This window comes from Marinomonas communis, from assembly GCF_004363305.1.
In the GTDB taxonomy this organism is placed as follows: Bacteria; Pseudomonadota; Gammaproteobacteria; order Pseudomonadales; family Marinomonadaceae; genus Marinomonas; species Marinomonas communis.
The window spans coordinates 423,519-446,078 of the sequence record NZ_SNZA01000002.1 but is presented as its reverse complement, the minus strand read 5'-3'; the positions used below and the strand labels follow the sequence as shown (position 1 = coordinate 446,078).

The following is a 22,560-nucleotide window of genomic DNA, read 5'->3' as shown; positions in this document are numbered from 1 at the left end:
CAGGAGAAATAACCCATGACAATCGTAAAACCTATCCAAATCGAAGTGGCTAACCAAGTCTTTGAAGCCTGGAACCAATTAGGTGTTGCTGGCCGTGTTGCGCAGCTGGAAAAAGCGATCTTTGGTCTAACACACGAACAAGCCAATATGGCCAAGTGGCAGTTAGACAATGCCCGTCACGAAATTGGTGAAGCCGTTGTATTGCCAGGACCAACTGGTGAAAGCAACGTCCTATCCACTCACGGTCGCGGTGTGTTTTTAACCACCGTGCAATCCGGCATCGCAGGTGACCTTGTCTCTGTTGGCCTAGTCGGTCAAATCTTTGCAGCGCTGGTAGCGGGTAACCCTGTGATTACAGTAGGCCCAGAAGGCCAACAAATCATGGACACACTGGCGAAGTTTGTTCCTGAAGGCGTGGTGCAAAATGTGGCGGAATCGGCACAAGATTCCATCATTGAAGCAACCGATCTAGCTGGCGTGGCAATCATCTGTGACGTGGATAATGCCCAGCAGTTGAGCAAACGTTTAGCGGAGAAATCTGGCTTGCTATGTCAATTAGTCGAAGAGACGAGCATTGGCTCCCTAAGCACCATTGGCGCGCCACACTACATTCTTCGTTTTGTGACAGAGCAGACTGTGTCAACGAATACCACTGCCATTGGCGGTAACGCAACACTACTTGAACTAGGTAGTAAAGCGGAGTAACCCCTGCGATAGATGACGTGGTTGGGATAGGCTCTCCACCTGGTACTCGCCACGTTATCTTTCTCAGTGTATTAAGCCCACTGCAGCCCTCCCTAACTTTGCAGTGGGCTTTTTTTTACTTAAAAACGGTAGTCAAACGTTGCTGTTGCACTACGTGGTGCACCATAGATAGCACCGTAAGCCAGACCTTGGATGTATTTTTCATCAAAGATATTGTTAACGTTCAAACGCAATGTCGCATCGTCCGTCAGTTCATAGGACACAAACGCATTGGTCACCATGTACGCATCTTGCTTCACGTTAGAGGTGGATTGCACATCAGACTGCCAGCGTGTATTCACCCCAAGCTTTAGCTCTGGCATAGACGCTAGGCGCGTATCCAACATCAATTTCACGCTGTTACGCGGCACCCATTGGTAGATATCTTTACCATCTGGCCCAGTAAGTTTTAGATGAGTCAAACCAAGAGACAAACGTGTCAGTGGTGTTAAGTAGCCCGATGCTTCCACTTCATAGCCACGTGAGGTGACGTCTTTTGGCTCATAGTAGTACTGCTGATTAGAGTTAATACCGGCATAAGTCGCTAATCCTGTTTGCTTCGCTTCAAATACCGCAAAACTTGTCAGTACGCGTTTATCGAACCATTCTGCTTTAATACCAGCTTCGTAGTTGACGCCTTTTACTGGATCTAGATAGTTACCATTGATGTCTGTTTGGTCTTGGTTTTGATAAATATCGGAGTAAGACACATAACCTAGGACATCGTCTGTGAAGTCATATAAGAAGCTCACATAAGGGCTAACTTCTTCTGTATCTGGATAGTTCGTCGCGCTTACGGCATTGCCGTAAATAGACTTACCTGCACGCTCTAGTTTGATTGCATTCATACCGATAATCGAGTGCAACTGATCGGCTAACTGAAGTTTAGAAGCAAGGTACACACGCGTTAGTTGTTGCTCACCGGTACCATCTAGCGCTAAATCACCAAAACTTGGTTCTGGATAAGCACTACCATCGTATGGAAAAGAAGGTAGTGACTGACGCATCTCTGAATCATCTACGCTACCGCTGTAGGTTTTTGTGTTCTGCTCTGAGTAACTGATGCCAGCTAGTAGCTGGTGTTGACGACCGAAAGCTTCGAAATCGCCGCTTAAGTTAATATCGAACAGATCGTTTTCGATTTCGGTATGCCCTTTATAAGGCCAACCGACTAAGTTGCTGTAATCCGTATTAAGGCTGCCACTGGTCGAGTAGGCATAGAGTAATTGCGAGTCGCCAACGAACTCACGATGGTTATAAGTGGCTTTTGCTTCCCAGTTATCAGACAGCAAATGTGTGTACTCTACGAATGCATCGGTGGTTTCGGTATCCCAGTACGCCCAATCGGCTGCAGTTGAGGACGAGCGAGCAAAACTTGCTTGGCTGCCATCTTCTACATTTAACGTAAGAGAGCCCCACATTGGTGAATCTTGATTTGCATCTTGGTAGCTCATACCAAACGTTAAAATGCCGTTATCACCTACTTGGCCGTCCACCACTGCGTAGACAGTGCTGTTTTCATTCTCTAGGTCACGAATATACGACTCACCTGTTTCCGTTGCCATTACCACACGCGCAGCCCAACTACCGTCTTCCGTTAGAACTTTATTGTAGTCCAGTGCAGCACGCTGAGTGTCATAAGAGCCTGCGCTCACACTGACTTGGCCTTCATCTTCGTTGGTCGGACGTTTACGCACATAGTTAATCGTCCCCGATGCATTTCCCACCCCTGTCAGCAGACCGTTGGCACCACGAATCACTTCGATTTTTTCAAATAAGAAGGTGTCCTGTTGACCCGTTACCGTACCAAAGCTATTACTAACCCCAAGGCCATCAGTTTGAGTGAGCTGCACCTCAAAGCCACGAGAGTTAAACGTTGCACGATTGGTCTCATACTGCTCAACGTTAAGCCCTGTGATCATATTCAACGCTTCATTACTTTTTGTAAGGCCGTTTTCAGCAAGACTTTGTTGTTCAATCGAACTGATCGACTGTGGCGTGTCTTTAAGATCCAACTCAAGTCCAGTCGCCCCTTTCGATACACGATCAGCACGCTTCGCGGTCACCGCTAGAGTCTCCATGGTCACAGGCTGCTCAGCAAAGGTGTACTGGCTCGTACCAGACAGCAGTACCATGGAGTCATGCACCATAGCTTTTAACCCCGTACCATGCAGTAATGCCTCAAGTGCTTGTTCAACCGTAAGTTCCCCTGACAACGCTTGGTTCTGCTTTCCTAATGTCAAAGATGCTTGCGCTGATAAAGACAAGCCACTGGTTGCAGCAAAGCGTAATAAACCGTCAGAAAGCGCTCCAGCTGGAATATCGTAGTGATAGGAAGCCGTCAGAACCGTTTCCGGCCCCGTCACGTTTTCTGCTGCAAAGGCAGGAAAGGTACTTAATGAAGCGCCGATAACCAGCGCTGAAATAGTCGTTCTTTTAAACATGGGCAGTTTCTCAAACAATCAGTAAAACAAAGTCATCCTGTCGGCTATTAGCCGTTCTTGTAGTCTTTGCCCCACTTCCCCACAAAAAAGGGAACTAAGAATGAGAAATATTTTTATTATCTTCTAGAATGGTAAACCACGGTGTAATTTTGCGAACATTGACTGGCAAACTGAACGCGATGGCATCGAGTACTTTTTCCGTATCAGCCAGCGAATAATGCCCGACTAAGCGATAATGTGAAGCATTTGCCGAACATTTCAGCCACCCATTTGGGTGGTAACGATTAAGCAACTCGATAAACTCATCCAAGCGCATATTATCAGCGACTAGATAGCCGCGACGCCACGCCTCATCGTTTGCAGAGAGCCCTTGAAGTGGTGATAGGTTGGTTCGGTTGAATAGCACTGACTGCTTGGCTTGAACCTTGGTATGGGAGCCTGAGTCTGCAGTGACCGTCACGCTTCCTTGATGCACGGCTAAGTAGGTATGATCTTCATTTAAGCGCACCGAAAAGTTGGCACCGATTGCGGACACTTGACCAAAACCTGTCGCTAACTGTAACGGTATCGCCCCGGACGCACTCTCCACAAACAGCTCCCCTCGCAATAAGTGGAACTGTTGTAGATGCACTTGCTGGTCGATAGTGACCAGAGAGTCCGTATTGAGCCACAGCTGTGTACCATCTTTTAATGAAATTTGACGGACTTCCCCCACCTGCGTGGTTTCAGTTTCACCTGACAACCAAGTAGCTTGAATGTCTTGGCGCTGCTGCCAAACAATCGGGGCCGCAACCGCTAAGCCCATCATACCGAGTAAGAACTGGCGACGGCTACGCCCCGTTTGGTGTAATACATGGTAACTATGCTGTTTTGGCAAGTTCTGATACTGGCGATCGACTCGCTCCACTTGTTGCCAAACTTCTTGATGCAGCGAAGATTGGTTATGCCATGTTTGCCAAGCTTGCTTCTCTTGTGCACTAACATCTTCGCTTTGAAGACAAGCAAACCAATAAGCCGCTTCTTCAAGCACTTGCTCTTTGTTTGGGGTGCTAGTTGTCATACAGATGCTTCCGTTTGTACCGTCAAACATTGCAACATGGCTTGAGCAATGTATTTTTTCACCATACGCTCAGATACTTCTAACTCCAGAGCGATGTCTTGATAACGCACTCCTTGAATTCGCGACATCAAAAACGCTTGGCGTGCTTTAGGGGGTAAATTCTTCAGCATTAAATCCAACTGATATAGGCGCTCAAGTAGTTCATAGTGCTCTTCTGCTGAGGCACTTTCTAACTCAGTATGATGTTTTTGCGCTTCAAGGTAAGCCTGTTCTATATCCTGCCTGCGCCAATAATTGGCTAATAGGCCTTTGGCGATGGTAGTTAAGTATGCCCGTGGTGAGTCAATCTGGGAAAGATTTTCGCGTCGTGAAATCAGCCGAATAAAGCTGTCTTGAGTCAGATCTTCTGCCGTATGCTGGCAAGAAAGGTGACGCGACATAAAACGTTTTAACCAGCCATGATGTTGGCGGTAAAAATCGGAAAAGAGACTAGGAACCCCATTTTGCATGGTTTAAGCAACCCTATTGAATGACAACCCTCCTTCGTATTAGCGTAACGATTCCTCTTTATTACGCCTTAGACATGAAAATATCTTAATACAAATGAGAATTGTTTTAAATAAGGTTTTTTAGCTAGTCATCATAATAGGCCAAACACACTCGATTGCGTCCTGTGGCTTTCGCTTCATACAGGGCTCTGTCTACCCGTTTGTAAGCGTCCTCAAGTTGCAGTTCAGTCCCCAATTGAATCACGCCGATCGATACCGTCATGGCCAACTCACCGCCGCGTAACGACAGTGTTTGCTCGGGGATATGCTGACGTATCTTTTCGGCAATGACTCGAGCTTCAGCTAAATCATTATTGGGCAATAGAACATAAAACTCTTCGCCCCCAATGCGATACACTCGGCCATCATCTGGTAGCACGTCCAACATACTGTTCACTAGAAATTTTAATGCTTTATCACCACCGCTGTGACCATAAACATCGTTGACCGATTTAAAGTGATCCACATCAATGGTCAATAAGCTGGTCGCCCGCAGACTCTGTCGTGCTTTTTGCAACGCAACACTGACCGCAATATTAAATTCACGACGGTTACCCACACCCGTTAACGGGTCTGTGCGACTCGCTTTGTCTAACTGGCGCATCAATCGATTACGCTCAGTGATATTAAGCATCGCCCCTACTTGGCCGCCCTTATCACCATTAGCTTTATAAAATACTGCCTTGTTGAACTCGATTTCCATCAAGTCCCCATTAGCACTTTTTACCGATGCTTCATACACCTGAGTACCCCCAGCCGCCAACAAAGCTTGATCCGCTTCATAATACACATCGGCTAATTCTTTGGGAGCAATGTCATAAACCGAATGGCCGACAATGCGCTCTTTCGGTAGACCAAGGAACTCGCAGAAGTAACGGTTGCAGCCACGATAAATGTGCAACTCGTCTTTATAGAAAATAGGCACGGGGATGGCATCTAGAACCGTCTGTAGCGAACTTGGTTGATCTAATGAGTGAGCCTGCCAGGCACTGCGCGATTGCTCAGCCACTACCCAGGAAGCAATACGTGAAATATCATCGTACGCAATGCAGTCATTCGCACCACTATTGATCGCTTGTAGCGAGCGTTTAAAGCTCCACGCCTTCACCAATAAGAGTGCTTTACGAGCGCCCATGTAGGGATGGTCTTCTTCACCACAATCCGACTCATGCACAATCGTCATACTCGCAACAGGCACCTCAGACAGGTGAGTGAAAGGCACCCATTGGTAATCATAATGAGTGTCTTGTAGCAGCGAATTCAATGTCTCCTTCCATGGAGCAAACGCAGAAGAGTAATAAATAATGGAAGGAATCATAGTTGCCTAGCCTAACTAACATCATCTTTTAAGATTATAGAGTCTTTAGAAGCTGTTCAATAATCAACCTGTTTTGTTTTGATACCAGACCGTTATAACGTGAAACAAAACGTTGAGATAGAAAAAAGCCCCGCGGCTAAGCGAGGCTTTTATAGAGTATCGCGGCTAAATTATTCAGCGTCACGAGCGTTGATGTATGCGCGCTCAGACACATCGTGCCATTGTGATACTTTGCCAAGGAAGGTTTTGAAGGACTCGTACACTTTCTTGCTCATCTCATCACTTGCCGCCACCCCTTCAAGAGTTTCTTGAGACGCCACTTTTAGGGCTTTCAAAACGTCTTCAGGGAATGGACGCAGGTCTACATTATGCTCGTTAACAAGCGTTTGTAGGGCATCATTGTTCAATGCTGTGAACTCATCCAACATGTCTTGAGTCGCTTGACGAGACGCTGAACGAACGATGGCTTGTAGGTCTTTTGGCAGTGCTTCAAACGCAGTTTTGTTCACCAAAAGCTCCATTTCAGAACCTGGCTCATGCCAACCTGGGTAGTAGTAGTATTTCGCCGCTTTGTACAAACCAAATGCTAGGTCGTTGTATGGACCAACCCATTCTGTTGCGTCGATAGTACCCGTTTGCAGTGCTGTGAAGATTTCACCACCAGGTAAGTTGATCGGTGAGCCACCTAGCTTTTCTAGTACTTCGCCACCTAAACCAGGAATACGCATTTTCAGACCGCTGAAGTCATCTAGAGAGTTGATCTCTTTATTGAACCAACCACCCATCTGTACCCCAGTGTTACCCGCAGTCAGTGGTTTTAGATTGAACGGTTCGTACACTTCCTCCCATAGCTTCATACCGCCGCCATGGTAGATCCAAGAGTTGATCTCCTGAGCTGTCATACCAAATGGTACTGCTGTGAAGAATTGCGCAGCCGGAGCTTTACCTTTCCAGTAATACGCCGCACCGTGACCCATTTGCGCCGTACCGCGAGATACTGCATCAAACACTTCTAGCGGTGGAACCAGTTCCCCGGCAGCATAAACTTTGACTTTTAAACGACCACCAGACATCTCAGTGATGTTATTGGCGAGGTTTTCCGCGCCGGTCCCCAAACCTGGAAAGTTTTTCGGCCAAGTGGTGACCATTTTCCATTCGATGGTTTCTTGTTTAGCGGGTGCAGCGGCGGTGGTTTCGGTACTGCTAGACTGCTCTGAACCACCACATGCAACAAGTGTTGCCGCAGTGATCCCAGCAAGCGTCCACTTGCTGAATGCTTTCGCGTTGATCATTGGTGTATCCCTCAGAAAACTAGTTACATTATTCTTTTTGTCAGTTCACGACTGGATTGCGCTAGAGTGATTTCACTCCGCACCGTGCGAAATTGCATATTCTTTTCGCATTGGTGAATAAGGATACTATGCTCTGCACATCAATAGCTCAACACCCACTGACTCAATTGACATAAAAAAGCCCCTTAATCCAACGACTAAGGGGCTCATCACAACAGTCTTTTTGAAACAGCTTATTCAGCGGCGCGTGCGTTCACAAATGCTCGCTCAGAAATATCGCTCCACTTCATCACTTTTTCTTTGAAGTCTTTCATTGAGTCGTACACTTTCTGACTCATCGGGTCGTTGGCTGCGACTTTTTCCATCACCACATCGGTTGATGCACGGAATTCTGCTAACACGTCGTCTGGGAAGCGTTTCAGAATCACACCATGCTCGTTCACAAGCGTTTCCAAAGCACTGTTATTCTTCGCGGTGAACTCATCTAACATCTCCGCATTGGCTTGGCGTGCCGCCGCTCGAACAATCAGCTGAAGATCTTCAGGTAGCGCCGTAAATGCGTCTTTATTGATCACCGTTTCGATCGCCGAGCCTGGCTCTTGCCAACCTGGGTAATAGTAGTACTTCGCCGCTTTGTACAAGCCAAACGCAAGGTCATTGTAAGGTCCTACGAATTCTGTCGCATCAATGGTGCCCGTCTGCAGTGCCGTGAACATCTCGCTACCCGGCATGTTCACCACGGTGACACCTGCATCGGCTAAGACTTCTCCGCCAAGGCCTGGCATACGCATTTTCAAACCGTTTAGGTCTGCCACGGAGTTGATTTCTTTATTAAACCATCCGCCCATTTGTGTACCTGAGTTACCGGCCGCTAGTGGCATCACATTAAAAGGTTCATACACTTCTTCCCAGAGCTCCATACCGCCACCCTGGGTTAGCCAAGAATTCATCTCTTGCGCAGTTAGGCCGTAAGGAACGGTGGTAAAGAACTGTGCCGCAGGCACTTTACCTTTCCAGTAATAGGACGCCCCATGACTGATCTGGGCCGTACCACGAGACACGGCATCAAACGCTTCTAGAGCAGGTACTAACTCCCCCGCCGCATAAACTTTAACGTGGATACGACCACCAGACATGGCATTAATGCTCTGTGCTAACTGTTCAGCGCCGGTACCCAACGCAGGAAAGTTCTTCGGCCAAGTGGTAACCATTTTCCACTCAATGGTTTCTGTTTTAGCGGGCGCCGCAGCTTGGGTTTCAGTATTACTCGATGGCTCGCTTGAACCACCACAAGCCATCAACGTGGCAGCAGTAATGCCAGCAAGCGTCCACTTGCTAAGAGCGTTTGCATTTATCATGGATCTATCCCTTGGAAAACTCGTTACTTTTTTTTGGTATGCAAACCAGATGACGGGAAAGCTCTCAGTAGTCCGAGGCAGTGGTCGTTTATCTGGGGTTTAAGGATACTATGATTTGCGTAGTAATAGCTCAATGCTTCTATTAGCCATTAGTATAAAAAAGCCCCTTAATTCAACGAATTAAGGGGCTCAAAATAGTGATTACCGACTAAGATTACTCTCCGGCACGAGCATTGATAAAGGCACGCTCAGAGATTTCATGCCATTTCATCACTTTCTCTTTAAAGGCTTTCATCGAGTCGTAGACTTTTTGGCTAGCCGGGTCATTGGCTGCGACCTCTGCCATCACTTCATCAGACGCAGTACGTAGCTCGGCTAATACATCGTTAGGGAAGCGCTTCAGCTGCACATGATGCTCATTAACCAATGTTTCAAGAGCTGAGTTGTTCAACGCGGTAAACTCATCAAGCATGTCAGCATTAGCCTGACGCGCTGCCGCACGAACGATCTGCTGTAAGTCTTTTGGTAAGGCTGCAAACGCATCTTTGTTGATAAAGGTTTCAACCGCAGAACCGGGCTCTTGCCAACCTGGGAAGTAGTAGTACTTCGCTGCTTTGTAAATACCGAACGCTAGGTCGTTGTATGGACCTACCCACTCGGTTGCGTCAATCGCACCGGTTTGCAGAGCGGTGAAGATTTCACTACCCGGCATGTTAACAACCGTTGCACCGGCCTTCGCAATCACTTCACCACCTAGGCCAGGCATGCGCATTTTCAGACCGTCTAGATCCGCTACGGAGTTGATTTCTTTGTTAAACCAACCACCCATTTGCACACCAGTGTTACCTGCTGCCATGGGTACAATGTTAAATGGTGCGTAGATTTCTTCCCACAACTCCATACCACCACCGCTGTATAACCAAGAGTTCATCTCTTGAGCGGTAAGGCCAAACGGTGTAGTTGTGAAGAATTGCGCAGCTGGGACTTTACCCTTCCAGTAATAAGCTGCCGCGTGACCCATTTGTGCCGTACCACGAGATACCGCATCAAATGCTTCCAACGCAGGAACCAATTCACCCGCTGCGTATACTTTTACTTTTAATCGACCGCCAGACATCTCAGTAATACTGGTCGCCAGTTTTTCAGCGCCCGTACCCAATGCAGGGAAGTTTTTCGGCCAAGTGGTGACCATTTTCCATTCGATCGGCTCTACTTTTGCAGCAGGTGCTGCTTGAGCCGTTTCATTCGTTTTAGATTCATTGCTGCCGCCACAAGCCACCAATGACAAAGAAAACAAACCAGCCAAAGCCAGCTTGCTCAAATTCGCAAGTTTTTGCATGGTATTCCTCAGAAAAGCTAGTTACAGCGCTCTCTTTGCACAGCACACATTGCATGACAAACAAAGACAGAGCTGACTCATGCACAGGCTCATCACCTGACATGATTAGAAATGTTTATAATTCGCGATGTTGTTGTTTTTGTAGGCGTTTGTATGCCCTCGAACGAGAGCGGAACGAAATGGTATGCTGGAAACTTGATCAACTCAACGAAATTCTAAAACGTCACCAGAATTTCGTTGAGAGATCTGTCAAAGATTGTTTACAGCTTAATTAGAAAGCACTGTGGTAGTCCCATGCTTTACGCTCGCCAGACTGAGCTGACTGCTCCGCCAATTGCATGGCATACACCAACTCACAGGCGTGGCGAGATGATACGGGAGCTTCACCGCGACCTTGAATAGCATCCGTCAGCTGCTGATAGAAGTCTACGTAACGCCCAGATTTTAGTGCCTCCTGCGAAGCACTGATGTCATCTTGGCTAGGCGCGTTGTAGCGCACCGCTGTTTGCTCAGGGCTAGCAAAGTCTTCATCACCAGGTAACTCACCAGCACGCAATGCATCTTCTTGAGCATCTAAGCCATAGCAATGCCACGATCCTGCATCAAATCGCGCATTGTAGCGGCGCATCTCACCTGCTTCGAATAAACTCGCACCAAGGCGTACGCGCGTTTTGCCGTAACCCAGCTCAATTTCAAAACTATCCGGCGCCGAACTTTCGTCTCGTAGTGTATCTATACTGGCTTTTAACCAATCAGGTGTACCCAAAAGCGCCAGCGCTTGGTCCACAACATGCGGACCAAGATCCCAAAATATACCCGTGCCCACTCCCGGCTGCTCGCGCCAACGCTGCTGTACTACAGGACGGAATCGGTCGAAGCGGCTTTCTAATTGCTTCAGATTACCTAATTCCCGTGTCTCAAGCAGTTCCTTAAGACGTAGGAAGTCCCCATCAAAGCGGCGATTTTGATACACCGTGAAGATTAAACCTTTATCGTGGGCGATACGGCACAGCTCTTCGATCTGCTCAATTTCCGTCACCGACGGCTTTTCCAACAAAACATGCTTGCCGGTTTCCAGCGCCAACTTCGCTTGAGGAAAATGCAAAGCATTTGGCGTGGTGATCACCACAAGGTCGATCTCATCGCCAGCTATTAAAGCATCCGCGTCATTCACCACCGACACATCAGGCCAGTATTTATGAACCTCATCAGGTTTCGAAGAGCAAATATACGACAAAGTCATGTCTGCCTGATTCATCACAAACGGCGCATGAAATACACGGCCCGATAGTCCAAAACCAATAATACCCACTCGGATGGTCATAACGTTTCCTTATGTTTTATTCTATTTGCTACATACTAGCAGGTTTGCCGATCCTGTAGAGACGGGTGAAGTGTGAAAGGATCTTCAAGCTTGCGCACGAGAGTCTTTCAATTTATCAATCTCCCCCGCACTATGATGGCTAACTAGACCTGAAACAGGAGTTCACCATGGCAGGGACTAACTTACTCGCGTTAATTGATGACATCGCAACGTTATTAGACGACATCGCCTTGATGTCAAAAGTGGCAGCCAAAAAAACCGGTGCTGTACTCGGCGATGACTTGGCGTTGAATGCCCAACAAGTCACAGGCGTCAGTGCTGATCGTGAATTGCCCGTGGTCTGGGCAGTGGCAAAAGGCTCCTTTATCAATAAGCTGATCTTGGTGCCATTGGCATTGCTGATCTCCGCTTTTGCACCTTGGCTGATTACTCCTCTGCTCATGATTGGTGGTTTGTATCTTTGCTTTGAGGGTTTTGAGAAAATCCTACACAGCCTGACCCATAAAAGAGAGCACAGTGATCAGCTAAATCTACCAGAGGGTACAGATTTGGTGGCCTATGAGAAGGATAAGATCAAAGGCGCCATTCGTACGGACTTTATTCTTTCCGCTGAAATCGTCGTCATTGCCCTTGGCACCGTTCAAAACGCTGACTTTATCAGCCAAGTGCTGGTGGTATCCTTAATTGCCATCGCCATGACCGTTGGCGTCTACGCCCTGGTCGCAGGTATCGTCAAAATAGACGACCTTGGGCTGCACTTATCAAAAAAGCACCAAGACGGCTTACTCAACACACTGGGTATGGGGCTGGTCACCTTCGCACCTAAGCTTATGAAAACTCTATCTATTGTTGGCACCATCGCCATGTTCCTCGTCGGCGGCGGCATCATCGCCCATGCTTTGCCCCATATCGAAGCGCCATTAGACTCTCTACCACCCGCCCTAGAAGCCATTGTTTCTGGACTCGTGCCTATGCTGGTTAACTTTGGTATTGGCTTATTGGCTGGCGCCTTGGTGTATCTGGCTTGGGAATATGTCGTGGGGCAATTGGTTTCTCGGAGCCGCTAGACCTCAGATGGTCCGCCGCTTTACCAAGAAAGAAGTTTCTTTTAATGCTTTGAAACTGATTAAGCACTTCCCGTTTGCCTGATTTGCACTGACGTGTCGAAGCTGAGGAACGAAGCAAAGACGTTGCTCAAGCAAATCAGGTAACGGGAAGAGGTCATCCACTGACTGTGAATGACCCACTAGCGAACCCGACGCTACAAAACTTCCAGTTTAGCGAAGGACAACACTAACCACTTAGAGCCTGCGTCGTCGAAGTTGACCTGTACGCGAGCTTGAGGGCCTTGGCCTTCGTAGTTCACCACTAAGCCTTCACCAAAGATCGGATGCTTCACTCGATCCCCCATGGATACGTTAGTCTCTGGCACTGTGTGACCTTGCATGATGTTTTGGTTCTGACGCTGAATCGAAGCGGAGTAATCCGGACGTTGCATGGACACAGGACGCGCCACTTGTGAGCGTAAGCGGACTTCTTCCAAACATTCTTCAGGGATTTCACGAATAAAGCGCGATGGGCTGTTGAATGACTCTGAGCCGTGCAAACGACGTGACTCCGCGTAGGTAATGTAGAGCTTTTGCATGGCGCGGGTGATGCCTACATAGCAAAGACGACGCTCTTCTTCGAGACGCCCCGGCTCTTCAAACGACATACGACTTGGGAAGAGGTTTTCCTCGACACCAGCCATAAATACCAATGGAAATTCCAGACCTTTCGCTGAGTGCAAGGTCATCAGCTGTACCGAGTCTTGGTATTCATCTGCTTGAGCTTCGCCCGCATCCAGCACCGCTTGATCTAAGAACGCCATCATAGGGGAACTGAATTCTTCATCGGTTTCCAGCCAGTTAAAGCCGCTGGCAGCGTTGACCAGCTCTTTTAAGTTTTCTACGCGGGCTTCGCCCTTCTCGCCTTTTTCCTTTTCGTGATAAGGAATCAAACCCGCCTCAGCGATGATCTGGTCGAAAATATCGCCTAGACCAAGGTCAGGGTTCTGCAACGTGGTCGCCATGCCTTGAATCAACTGCATAAAGCCTTTGATGGCATTGGCCGCGCGGGCAGGCATCAGGCTATGCGTCACGATTTGATCGGCAGCTTGCCACATCGAACAGCCTTGATCACGAGCGATCTCACGGATAGTGCCGATACTACGCTCGCCAATGCCGCGCGTAGGTACGTTGATCACACGCTCCATTGCGCCGTCATCGTTTGGATCAATCGCTAAGCGGGCGTAGGCCAAAGCATTTTTGATTTCCAAACGGTCATAGAATCTGTGCCCACCGTAGATACGATAAGCAATTTGTTCCCTAACAAGACATTCCTCTATGACCCGTGATTGAGCATTGGAACGATACAGAATCGCCATATCTTTCAATGCGTTACCATCATCACGCCATTTTTTGATGATCTCGATAATAAAACGCGCTTCGTCTTGCTCGTTAAAGCCCGCGTAGACCGAAATCGGCTCACCTTCACCACTATCAGTCCATAGCTCTTTACCCAAGCGATCGTCGTTGTTGCTGATCAAACCGTTGGCGGCTTTTAGGATATGACCCGTTGAGCGGTAGTTTTGCTCTAGGCGAATCGTGTGTAAATCTTTGAAGTGCTTGGATAAATTTTGAATGTTTTCAATCTTCGCACCACGCCAACCATAGATCGACTGGTCATCGTCCCCGACCGCGGTAATAGAGCCTTCCTCTCCCACCATCAGACGTAGCCAAGCGTATTGGATGGTGTTGGTGTCTTGAAACTCGTCCACTAACACATGCACAAAGCGCTGTTGGTAATGCTTCAGTAACGCTGGGTTGGTGAGCATTAATTCATGGGCGCGCAGCAGTAATTCACCAAAGTCGAGTAAGCCGTTTTTCTCACAGGCTTCTTCGTAGTGGTAATACATTTCACGCATACCGCGGGAGAATGGATCATGACTATCCGGCACATGCGCCGCACGGCGGCCTTCGTCTTTTTGCGCGTTGATAAACCAGCACACTTGCTTGGGTGGCCAGCGTGTTTCATCAATGCTCAACTCACGCATAATGCGCTTCACCAAACGCAGCTGATCATCACTGTCCATGATTTGAAAGCTTTCTTTCAAACCTGCATCGCGCCAATGAGCCCGTAGCAAACGATGAGCAATACCGTGGAAGGTGCCAACCCACATCCCTTGAGGTGGCACGCCAACCAGCTGTTCGATACGAGCTTGCATTTCGCGCGCCGCTTTATTGGTAAACGTAACGGCCATCAAGCTGTAAGGAGAAATTTCGTAGGCGTGCATCAACCAAGCAATGCGATGCACTAATACTCGTGTTTTACCGGACCCAGCGCCTGCTAACACTAGGCTGTTTTGTAGAGGTGCTGCCACCGCTTCCCGCTGCTTATCGTTCAAAGCATCGAGGATAAAAGAAACATCCATTCGTATCCGCCAATAAAAATTTCATGAAAAATAGGTTGATTTTTGACCAGCTTTGCGTTTTTTATATCACTGAAGTCTTGATGTCTGTCTATTTTGACTTTTTTCACCTGTCGATGACAGTGATGTGTGCATTTCTGTCATCCGAAATGGACCTGTGAGGAAAAAATGATGAGTACGCCAGCGGAAACTGTTTCCGAAGTTAAAACTGATTTGTTATACGCTTCTATCAGCTTAAAGAAAGAAGAGAACGAACGTAACCAGAAAGAAGACAGTGCAAGGATGTTAAAAGCACGTCGAGCCATCGAAGCTTATCTGGAAGAAAAACGTCTCAATCATGCGATTTCAGACGGCTGGGACGATTAGAACCGCTCCGCCGCAGCCATAACAGTCTCTCAGTTCGCTCTGGGAGACTGGTCAACTACACCTTAGCTCAACCCTGTTCGGATTGGGCCCATGTCTTTTGTACACTCAATACTCTTCTTTGTTGATGTAAATCGTTTGCCTTTACACGTTATATAGGGTTGTTTTTCTAGCGGAAGGGGTCTGCTTGGAGTACCATTACGGCTGATTTTTTAAACGTCAACGAATAATAAAAACAGTACTTAAAACCCTTGCGGGGAGTCACCATGTTCGAAAACATTCAAGTTGCACCAGCTGACCCTATTCTCGGCTTAAATGACGCTTATCGTAACGATCCACACCCAAATAAAATTAACTTGGGTGTTGGTGTATACAAGGACGAGCTCGGCGCGACGCCTATTTTAAAATCTGTTAAGCAAGCTGAAGAGCGCTTAGTAGAAACCGAGAAAACCAAAAGCTACTTGAGCATTGAAGGTACTGAAGCGTACCGTAAAGCAGTTCAAGAACTTTTGTTCGGTGCAGATCACGATGTGATTACGAAACAGCGTGCTCACACGGCACAATCTCCAGGTGGTACTGGCGCACTGCGTATCGCGGCTGAATTTATTAAAAAGCACATGCCTGGTGCAACCGTTTGGGTCAGCAACCCAACGTGGGCGAACCACCAAGCCATCTTCCAATCTGTTGGTTTGGAAGTCGGCAGCTACGCATACTACGATGCAGCGTCTAAATCGCTAGATTTCGAAGCGATGCTAGCAAGCCTATCGCAAGTTCCAGAAGGTGATGTAGTACTGTTCCACGGCTGCTGCCACAACCCAACAGGCATCGATCCAACGAAAGAACAGTGGGCACAATTAGCGAAGCTTTGCAGCAAGCAAGGCTTCCTGCCATTGTTCGACTTCGCTTACCAAGGTTTCGGCGCAGGCTTAGAAGAAGACGCAGCAGGCCTACGAGTGTTCTTGGATCAAGTTCAAGAAATGCTGATCGCAAACTCTTTCTCGAAAAACTTCGGTTTATACAACGAGCGTGTAGGTGCGATTACCGTCATCTGTGAAACGTCAGAACACGCAGACGCAGCCTTCTCACAAGTGAAACGCTGCATTCGAGCAAACTACTCGAACCCACCATCACACGGTGCAGCAGTGGTCACTGAAGTACTGACCAACCCTCAGCTACGCAGCTTATGGGAAATGGAACTTCAAGCAATGCGTACACGTATTCACGAAATGCGTAGCCTATTCGTTAGCACACTGCGCGCGAAAGGCGTTGAACAAGACTTCTCGTTCATTTCGCAACAAAATGGCATGTTCTCTTTCTCTGGCCTAAATCCAGATCAAGTTGCGCAACTGCGCAGCGAATTTGGTATCTACATTGTTGGCTCAGGCCGTATCAGCGTAGCAGGTATGACCAAAGACAACATGGAACCACTTTGTGAAGCCATTGCGAAGGTTCTTGCGAACTAAGTCGTAATCGCTTAATAATGAAAAGCCAGCTAGGCGTCGTCTAGCTGGCTTTTTTATTGTCTCGAATAACTGGAGCAAACATGACCGCTACGTTGATTTACTGCTATGACCCTATGTGTAGCTGGTGTTGGGGCTTTCGCCCAACATGGACCGCCTTACAAAAAGCCCTAGCAAAACGTATCGATCGGGAAGATTTGACGATTCAACCCATGCTCGGAGGCTTAGCACCGGACTCTGATGTGCCCATGCCGATGGAAATGCGTCAGAAACTAGAAGCCACTTGGCAACGTATTGCATCAGAATTGGGTACAGAATTTAACTATGACTTCTGGCGTCATACAGAGCCACGTCGTTCAACCTACCCAGCCAATCGTGCTTGTCTCGTAGCACGTGATGAAAATCTAGAAATGGAAATGTATCACGCGATCCAGAAAGCCTATTATTTAGAGGCTAAAAACCCATCCGATCTCGATGTCTTAGCCGATTGCGCAGAGCATATTGGTCTGAGTCGAGCAGGGTTTCTCAAGAGCATGGACTACATCAAACAGCACGGACTAGTGGAAGAAGAAATCGAGAACGCGCGCCACCTTGGACTGAACTCATTTCCATCGTTGGCGTTATTGATCGGGGAAAAGCTGATAAATATTCCCATCAATTACCAAGACCACAAGCCTATGCAAGCCCAGATAGAACACTACTTAAAAGAAGCGGATGCCTAACGGCCTCCGCTCGCTTTCGCATACTTTAACGGACTAACCAAAATCGTGGTTAATGAGATCAAGCATCGGGTTATAAACCGTCTTGGTGCTCTTCTCTTTTGGTTTCTCTTCAGCATCAGGTTTCTGTGATACTTCGCTATCAGGCGACACTTCGTCTTCCTGCTTTAACATCACGTCTTCTATAGCAAAATCACTTGGCTCAAGCAGCATGCCCGCTGGCTCAGGTTGACCATTCTCTTCCTTCTGGTTTGCCTCAGTGACGTCTTCTGCGGCCTCAGTCTCTGCATTGACCTCATTTTCCTGATAAGTAGCTTCAACTTCCTGTCCTAAGTCTTCAGCCGCTTCCGTTCCCATCACTTCGTCAACACTCAGCGTTTCGCTCAGTGTTTCATCAAGCGCTTCAGGCGTCGTCACCTCAGTGCTTGATTCAGAAACTTCAGATTGCGCCTCATCAGTTTCTACACTCGCTACTGCTGCTTGCTCTTGTTGCGCTGCATCAATACAGCTTCTCAACTGTGCAGCAAGCTTCTCAATACCTTCATAGGTCACATTGACCGCTAACCAATGCTTCGCCTCAGCTTGCGCAGACAAATAGCTACCAGGCACAAGACCATGACGGTGTTTGGCAAACAGCGTTGTCAACTGAGCTTCCGTTAGTGCGGTATCGAGTTGCAACCAAAGTGTTAAGCCACCTTTAGCATTAGCAAAGCGAACCGTATCTCCCAAGGCGCCCTCTAAAAGGCTTTTCGACTTCTCAGCCACTGACCATATTTGACGTGCTCGACGCATTAATGAGTGGCGCTGATTAGGCTGCAGCGCATCCATCAGAGCTTGTTGTTGTGGGTCACTCAAAGCCAGATCCGCACACAATAAAGCGCCTTCTAAGGCTTGGTACTTACCCGGCAAACACCAGGCTGCATTGCGATCTACACCTTTGGACTCAACGCCCCCTATGTAGACAATTTGGTTTTTCTCATCCAAGGATTTATAGGTCATTAATGTGCTGGGCTTGTAGCTCAAATGGGACGTCATATCCCATTCAATCGCTGGAATCTCGAGCTGTTGCACGATCGCTAACCAGCGGCGCAAACTCAGGTTTGAAATCTCACTGCCACCAGGAAAGCCAAACTGACTTGGGAACACCACCATCTTGATGGCGTCATCACGTAGGCAGCGTACCGCTTCATCCAAATCCACACCGTGCTCGCCAGCGGCCAGAGTCACCACATCACGACCTAAACTGATCAAGGTTGAGGTTAAACGAGGATCACACGGCGTAATCACCAGCACCGCTTGCCCTACTTGTGTCAGCGTTTGCACTGCTTGGGTATACATGGCGAGTGGTGATCTACCCAGCCAAATCTGTGATGGGTGTATCTGAATAGCTACCTTACGTAAGTGCTCACTAACGGCTTCCCTTACTGCCAAATGCCCCTTTCCAAGAACGGGTAAATCGGTTTCTCCTTGGCGTACACTCGGATGAAGAAAGTCATCACTCTGATCTACTAATGCTGCGCGATGAGACAAAGCCGACCAAGCTAGCTTTTTACTTAACGCTTCGTCAAAACGCACCGCTCGGTCCCCCGCCAATAAGTGCGCATGTTTGACCGTGGGCTTATGGCAGACGAAATAGCCCGATTTGGGGCGCGACTCGATCCACCCTTCTTCAGCCAAAATATCATAGCCGTGAATGACGGTGTTCAAGCTTAATTCAAGCTGCTTCGCCAGTTTTCGAAGGGATGGCATCTTATCACCAGGTGATAGCTCGCCTTGGCTCATTTGCTGTAAAAACCAATCCACTACGCCTTTATAAAGAAAGTCCGCCACGGTCTCTGTACCTTTAATTTTAAAATCAAAATAACTGTATGAACCTTAGCGAATAACGCCGAAATGACAAGTGTTTCACCGCTGTAACGTGCAATATTACTGAGATTCACTAAATTTAAGGTACAATTTAGCTCCGTTTTTAGACAGCAGTGGAACCTTGCGTATGGCATTTGATGCAAACACCCTTCGAGCTCAGTTTCCGATTTTACAGTTGGAAGCCAATGATCACCCGTTGGTGTATCTCGATAATGCCGCCACCACGCAAAAACCACAGGCTGTTCTGGATGCTTTAATGGCCTATTACACCACCAGTAACGCTAATGTTCACCGTGGTGCCCATTACTTGAGTGATCGCGCTACAGCGCAATTTGAACACGCCCGTGATCGTGTTGCGCGTTTTATTAATGCGGCGGATTCAGACCATGTCATTTGGACCAAAGGCACCACAGAATCCATTAACTTGGTAGCCTATGGTTTGGAATGGTGTCTAAAGCCCGACGACGAGATCCTGATCACCAGTCTTGAACACCACGCCAACCTTGTACCGTGGCAACAATTGGCGTTTCGTACCGGTGCTCGTTTACGTGTGTTACCCCTAACCTCTAAGGGCGAATGGGAGCCAGAATACGAGCGTTATTTTAATGAACACACCCGTATTTTTGCCTGTACTCAGATCTCCAATGCCATTGGCGTAAAAACACCTATCAAAGAAATGCTCGCTGCCGCGAAAGCCGTCAAAGCCTTTACTCTGGTGGATGGCGCGCAAGCGGTCGCTCACTATCCGGTCGATGTACAAGACTTAGATTGCGACTTCTATGTCTTCTCAGGCCATAAGATGTACGCTCCAACAGGCATTGGCGTGCTGTATGGCAAACCTCATGCATTAGAAGTGCTGACACCAGTCCAAACAGGCGGCGAGATGGTGCGCCATGTGACGTACAACAGCACAGAGTTCAATGTTTTGCCCTATCGCCTCGAAGCAGGCACACCCAACATCGAAGGTGTCATTGGTATGACAGCAGCCTGCGATTTTCTTGCTAATCAAGATCGAACAGCGATGATTGAGTGGGAGCAGAAGCTCGCGCGCTATGTGTATGATGAGCTGAAGTTTAATACCTCGATTGAAATCTACTCACCGGCGGTAGACACCACCGTGGTCTCCCTTAGCGTACCGGGCATTCATACATTAGACCTAAACGGTTATCTGGATAGCCAAGGGGTCGCCGTACGTGCTGGCAGTCACTGTGCCCATCCATTGATGGCGCAGCTGGGCGTGAGCAGCACCCTACGAGCGTCGTTTGCTTGCTACAATACCCTATCGGAGGCACGCCGCTTCTGTGATGTTTTACTCGAAGCCATTGAGATTCTAGGTGATGACTGATTTAACCCGCGACGCCATTCAAACACGGCTGCAAGCCTGCACCAGCAAGGAAACCACCTTCAAAGAGTTGGTGAGTCTTAGCAAACAGCTGGAGCGTCTAACCGATGCAGACAAAACAGAAGAGAACAAAGTGAAAGGCTGTGAAAGCGCCGTCTGGCTGATTGAGCACCAAGATAATGGTGTTTGTACCTTCCAAGCGGACAGTGACGCTAAGCTGATGCGTGGCGTGCTAGTAGCGATCCTAAGCCTTGCCAATGGTCGTACTAAAACCGAGTTACAAGCTATGGATCTCGCCACAGAGCTCAGCCAATTCAACCTTTCCAGCTACCTGACCAGCTCTCGTACTAATGGAATATTGGGCATTCTTAAGCAGATTCAGACGTAATCTGTATCTGCTTTGCTATACAACAAAACCACTGATCCCTAATGCGATAAACATCACACCAGTAATCCGGTTAATCGCTACCAAATGGTTCTGCAGAATATGGGAAACTTTATCGATCGCTGAAGACACAAGAACATGAATAATCAATGTGATGCCTACCAACTCCAACGTCAGCACCATTGCATCGCGAATAAAGTTCGCCTCATCGGTAATAAACATTGGAAATAGTGCACCGAAAAACACTAAGGTTTTCGGATTCAGTAACGAAATCAACACACCGTTTTTGAAGCTGTAGCCTTTAGCAGCGACGCTCATTTCACTTTTAGCGTAATACAGCGCCTTACATCCTAAATAAGCAATATAACCACTGCATAACCAGGTCATTACCTGAAACGCCATTTCACTGGAATGAATCACTGCTAACAGCCATGTATTGGCCAGTAAAGATGCCAACATAAGCCCTGTGGCAATACCAAAAATCACTGGTAAGGTACGGCGAAGATTATGATTAATACTGTTGCTCACCACCGCTATACCGCCAGGGCCTGGGGAGGCGGCAGACGCCAAGCAAACAGCTAAAAAGGCTAATTGGCTTTCCATAATACTCTCATTGATCAATTAAGACCATTAGAGTAAGTCGGTCACACAATCTTATCTTGTAAAAAATTGCTGTTGGTAGGCGCTTGGTGAAATACCCATGGCACTGACAAATGCCTTGCTGAAGTGACTTTGATCGTGAAAGCCGCAATTAAGTGCTACATCAACCGCACTGATACCACATTTAAGTTGTGCTCTGGCGTGGTTTAAGCGTTGTTGGATTTGGTATTGATGAGGCGTTAGCTGATAGCAGCGTTTGAACTCTTTGATTAGATGAAACTTACTGATACCAGCCAGCTCTGCAACAGCCTCTAGAGAAAGTTTTTGCTGGTAGCAATCTGCTAAAAGGTCTCGCACGGACTCGATATTCGATTGTGCTTTGCTAAATGTCGGCATACTGCTGTGTTGGCTTTCTTGTAATAACAAGTTCACCAGTAGCAACTCCCATTGCTCTTCGATCTCTAATGCGCTCGCATTATGACGGATCTTATCTAGCAAGCCCTGCATTTGCAGACTTAAACGCCCATCGCTGATCACGCTTTGGCGAAACTGCGGAGCCTGATAACGCCCAAATAGGGATTGGTTTAGCGCACTCATACGTTCTTCAGAGGGATACAAAGCTCGATAACGCCAGCCTTCTCCTTTACCCTTAGAACCCGTATGTAGCTCATCTGGAGCCACGATTGAAAGCTGCCCCGGCAAGGCGTTATGGCTCGCGCCACGATGACTAAAATGCATCACACCCGCATCCACCACGGAGATCACAAAACCTGCGTGGGCATGTTTACCGAAGACCGTCTCGGTAAACTGCGCTTCAATCATTTCCAATCCGCCTAAAGTTTGGCTAGTAGAAACATTGCAGTATTCGTTGGCGTGCATCCAGCCTCCAAGGTAGCGTGGCGTTAGTGCCACACTACCAGCTTAGTAGA

Annotated in this window: 19 protein-coding genes; 7 read left to right on the top strand and 12 right to left on the bottom strand. The window is 47.8% G+C overall.

All coding sequences use genetic code 11. From position 1 onward, the window contains the following. Positions 1 to 15: 15 nt before the first annotated feature. Positions 16 to 705 carry a 1-pyrroline-5-carboxylate dehydrogenase gene (locus C8D85_RS08535; protein WP_133561629.1) on the top strand — a complete coding sequence of 230 codons (690 nt, stop codon included), beginning with the start codon at positions 16 to 18 and terminating at the stop codon, positions 703 to 705. A 119-nt stretch (positions 706 to 824) separates the two neighbouring features. On the opposite strand, the gene C8D85_RS08530 is transcribed toward C8D85_RS08535, so the two are convergent. From C8D85_RS08530 to C8D85_RS08495, 8 genes are all read right to left on the bottom strand, one after another. Continuing rightward, positions 825 to 3,188: a TonB-dependent siderophore receptor gene (locus tag C8D85_RS08530; RefSeq protein WP_211342160.1), complete on the bottom strand. Its 2,364-nt coding sequence runs from the start codon at positions 3,186 to 3,188 to the stop codon at positions 825 to 827. A 94-nt stretch (positions 3,189 to 3,282) separates the two neighbouring features. Beyond that, entirely contained in the window at positions 3,283 to 4,248 is a 966-nt protein-coding gene (locus C8D85_RS08525) for a FecR domain-containing protein (RefSeq protein WP_162847559.1), read from the bottom strand. Then, positions 4,245 to 4,757 carry a sigma-70 family RNA polymerase sigma factor gene (locus C8D85_RS08520; RefSeq protein WP_133561625.1) on the bottom strand — a complete coding sequence of 171 codons (513 nt, stop codon included), beginning with the start codon at positions 4,755 to 4,757 and terminating at the stop codon, positions 4,245 to 4,247. The genes C8D85_RS08525 and C8D85_RS08520 overlap by 4 nt, the downstream gene beginning before the upstream one ends. 124 nt (positions 4,758 to 4,881) lie before the next feature. Continuing rightward, a complete protein-coding gene (locus tag C8D85_RS08515) occupies positions 4,882 to 6,114 on the bottom strand; it encodes a GGDEF domain-containing protein (RefSeq protein WP_133561623.1) in 1,233 nt (410 codons plus the stop codon). 170 nt (positions 6,115 to 6,284) lie between these two features. Next, complete coding sequence (locus tag C8D85_RS08510) at positions 6,285 to 7,406, bottom strand: TRAP transporter substrate-binding protein (RefSeq protein WP_133561621.1); 1,122 nt, start codon at positions 7,404 to 7,406, stop codon at positions 6,285 to 6,287. A 233-nt stretch (positions 7,407 to 7,639) separates the two neighbouring features. Further along, positions 7,640 to 8,764 (bottom strand): TRAP transporter substrate-binding protein, encoded by a 1,125-nt coding sequence (locus C8D85_RS08505; RefSeq protein WP_133561619.1) that lies wholly within the window; start codon positions 8,762 to 8,764, stop codon positions 7,640 to 7,642. Between the two features lie 214 nt (positions 8,765 to 8,978). Next, a complete protein-coding gene (locus tag C8D85_RS08500) occupies positions 8,979 to 10,103 on the bottom strand; it encodes a TRAP transporter substrate-binding protein (RefSeq protein WP_133561617.1) in 1,125 nt (374 codons plus the stop codon). A 271-nt stretch (positions 10,104 to 10,374) separates the two neighbouring features. Then, positions 10,375 to 11,427: a Gfo/Idh/MocA family oxidoreductase gene (locus tag C8D85_RS08495; RefSeq protein WP_133561615.1), complete on the bottom strand. Its 1,053-nt coding sequence runs from the start codon at positions 11,425 to 11,427 to the stop codon at positions 10,375 to 10,377. A gap of 167 nt (positions 11,428 to 11,594) precedes the next feature. Between C8D85_RS08495 and C8D85_RS08490 the strand changes: the two genes are divergently transcribed. Continuing rightward, entirely contained in the window at positions 11,595 to 12,494 is a 900-nt protein-coding gene (locus C8D85_RS08490) for a DUF808 domain-containing protein (protein ID WP_133561613.1), read from the top strand. Positions 12,495 to 12,688: 194 nt separating this feature from the next. Here C8D85_RS08490 and uvrD read toward each other — a convergent pair whose 3' ends face one another. Then, positions 12,689 to 14,899: a DNA helicase II gene (gene uvrD, locus C8D85_RS08485; RefSeq protein ID WP_133561611.1), complete on the bottom strand. Its 2,211-nt coding sequence runs from the start codon at positions 14,897 to 14,899 to the stop codon at positions 12,689 to 12,691. Between the two features lie 168 nt (positions 14,900 to 15,067). Between uvrD and C8D85_RS08480 the strand changes: the two genes are divergently transcribed. The 3 genes from C8D85_RS08480 to C8D85_RS08470 all read left to right on the top strand — a co-directional run bounded on the left by C8D85_RS08480 (position 15,068) and on the right by C8D85_RS08470 (position 17,441). Next, positions 15,068 to 15,262: a PA3496 family putative envelope integrity protein gene (locus tag C8D85_RS08480; RefSeq protein WP_133561609.1), complete on the top strand. Its 195-nt coding sequence runs from the start codon at positions 15,068 to 15,070 to the stop codon at positions 15,260 to 15,262. A 263-nt stretch (positions 15,263 to 15,525) separates the two neighbouring features. Further along, the gene (locus C8D85_RS08475) at positions 15,526 to 16,722 is read left to right on the top strand and encodes an amino acid aminotransferase (protein ID WP_133561607.1); all 1,197 of its coding nucleotides are present in this window, start codon (positions 15,526 to 15,528) and stop codon (positions 16,720 to 16,722) included. Between the two features lie 80 nt (positions 16,723 to 16,802). Further along, positions 16,803 to 17,441, top strand: a complete 639-nt coding sequence (locus C8D85_RS08470) for a DsbA family protein (protein WP_133561605.1) — start codon at positions 16,803 to 16,805, stop codon at positions 17,439 to 17,441. Positions 17,442 to 17,474: 33 nt separating this feature from the next. On the opposite strand, the gene C8D85_RS08465 is transcribed toward C8D85_RS08470, so the two are convergent. After that, entirely contained in the window at positions 17,475 to 19,268 is a 1,794-nt protein-coding gene (locus C8D85_RS08465; protein WP_133561603.1) for a GntR family transcriptional regulator, read from the bottom strand. A gap of 163 nt (positions 19,269 to 19,431) precedes the next feature. Between C8D85_RS08465 and C8D85_RS08460 the strand changes: the two genes are divergently transcribed. Beyond that, on the top strand, positions 19,432 to 20,649 hold the full coding sequence (locus C8D85_RS08460; RefSeq protein ID WP_133561601.1) for an aminotransferase class V-fold PLP-dependent enzyme: 1,218 nt from the start codon (positions 19,432 to 19,434) through the stop codon (positions 20,647 to 20,649). Beyond that, positions 20,642 to 21,034 carry a SufE family protein gene (locus tag C8D85_RS08455; protein WP_133561599.1) on the top strand — a complete coding sequence of 131 codons (393 nt, stop codon included), beginning with the start codon at positions 20,642 to 20,644 and terminating at the stop codon, positions 21,032 to 21,034. The genes C8D85_RS08460 and C8D85_RS08455 overlap by 8 nt, the downstream gene beginning before the upstream one ends. Positions 21,035 to 21,049: 15 nt before the next feature. Here the strand turns inward: C8D85_RS08455 and C8D85_RS08450 are convergent, their stop codons facing one another. Together C8D85_RS08450 and C8D85_RS08445 are read right to left on the bottom strand one after the other, a co-directional pair. Then, positions 21,050 to 21,634 (bottom strand): LysE family translocator, encoded by a 585-nt coding sequence (locus tag C8D85_RS08450; protein ID WP_133561596.1) that lies wholly within the window; start codon positions 21,632 to 21,634, stop codon positions 21,050 to 21,052. A gap of 51 nt (positions 21,635 to 21,685) precedes the next feature. Continuing rightward, positions 21,686 to 22,543: an AraC family transcriptional regulator gene (locus C8D85_RS08445; RefSeq protein WP_133561594.1), complete on the bottom strand. Its 858-nt coding sequence runs from the start codon at positions 22,541 to 22,543 to the stop codon at positions 21,686 to 21,688. Positions 22,544 to 22,560: the final 17 nt, after the last annotated feature.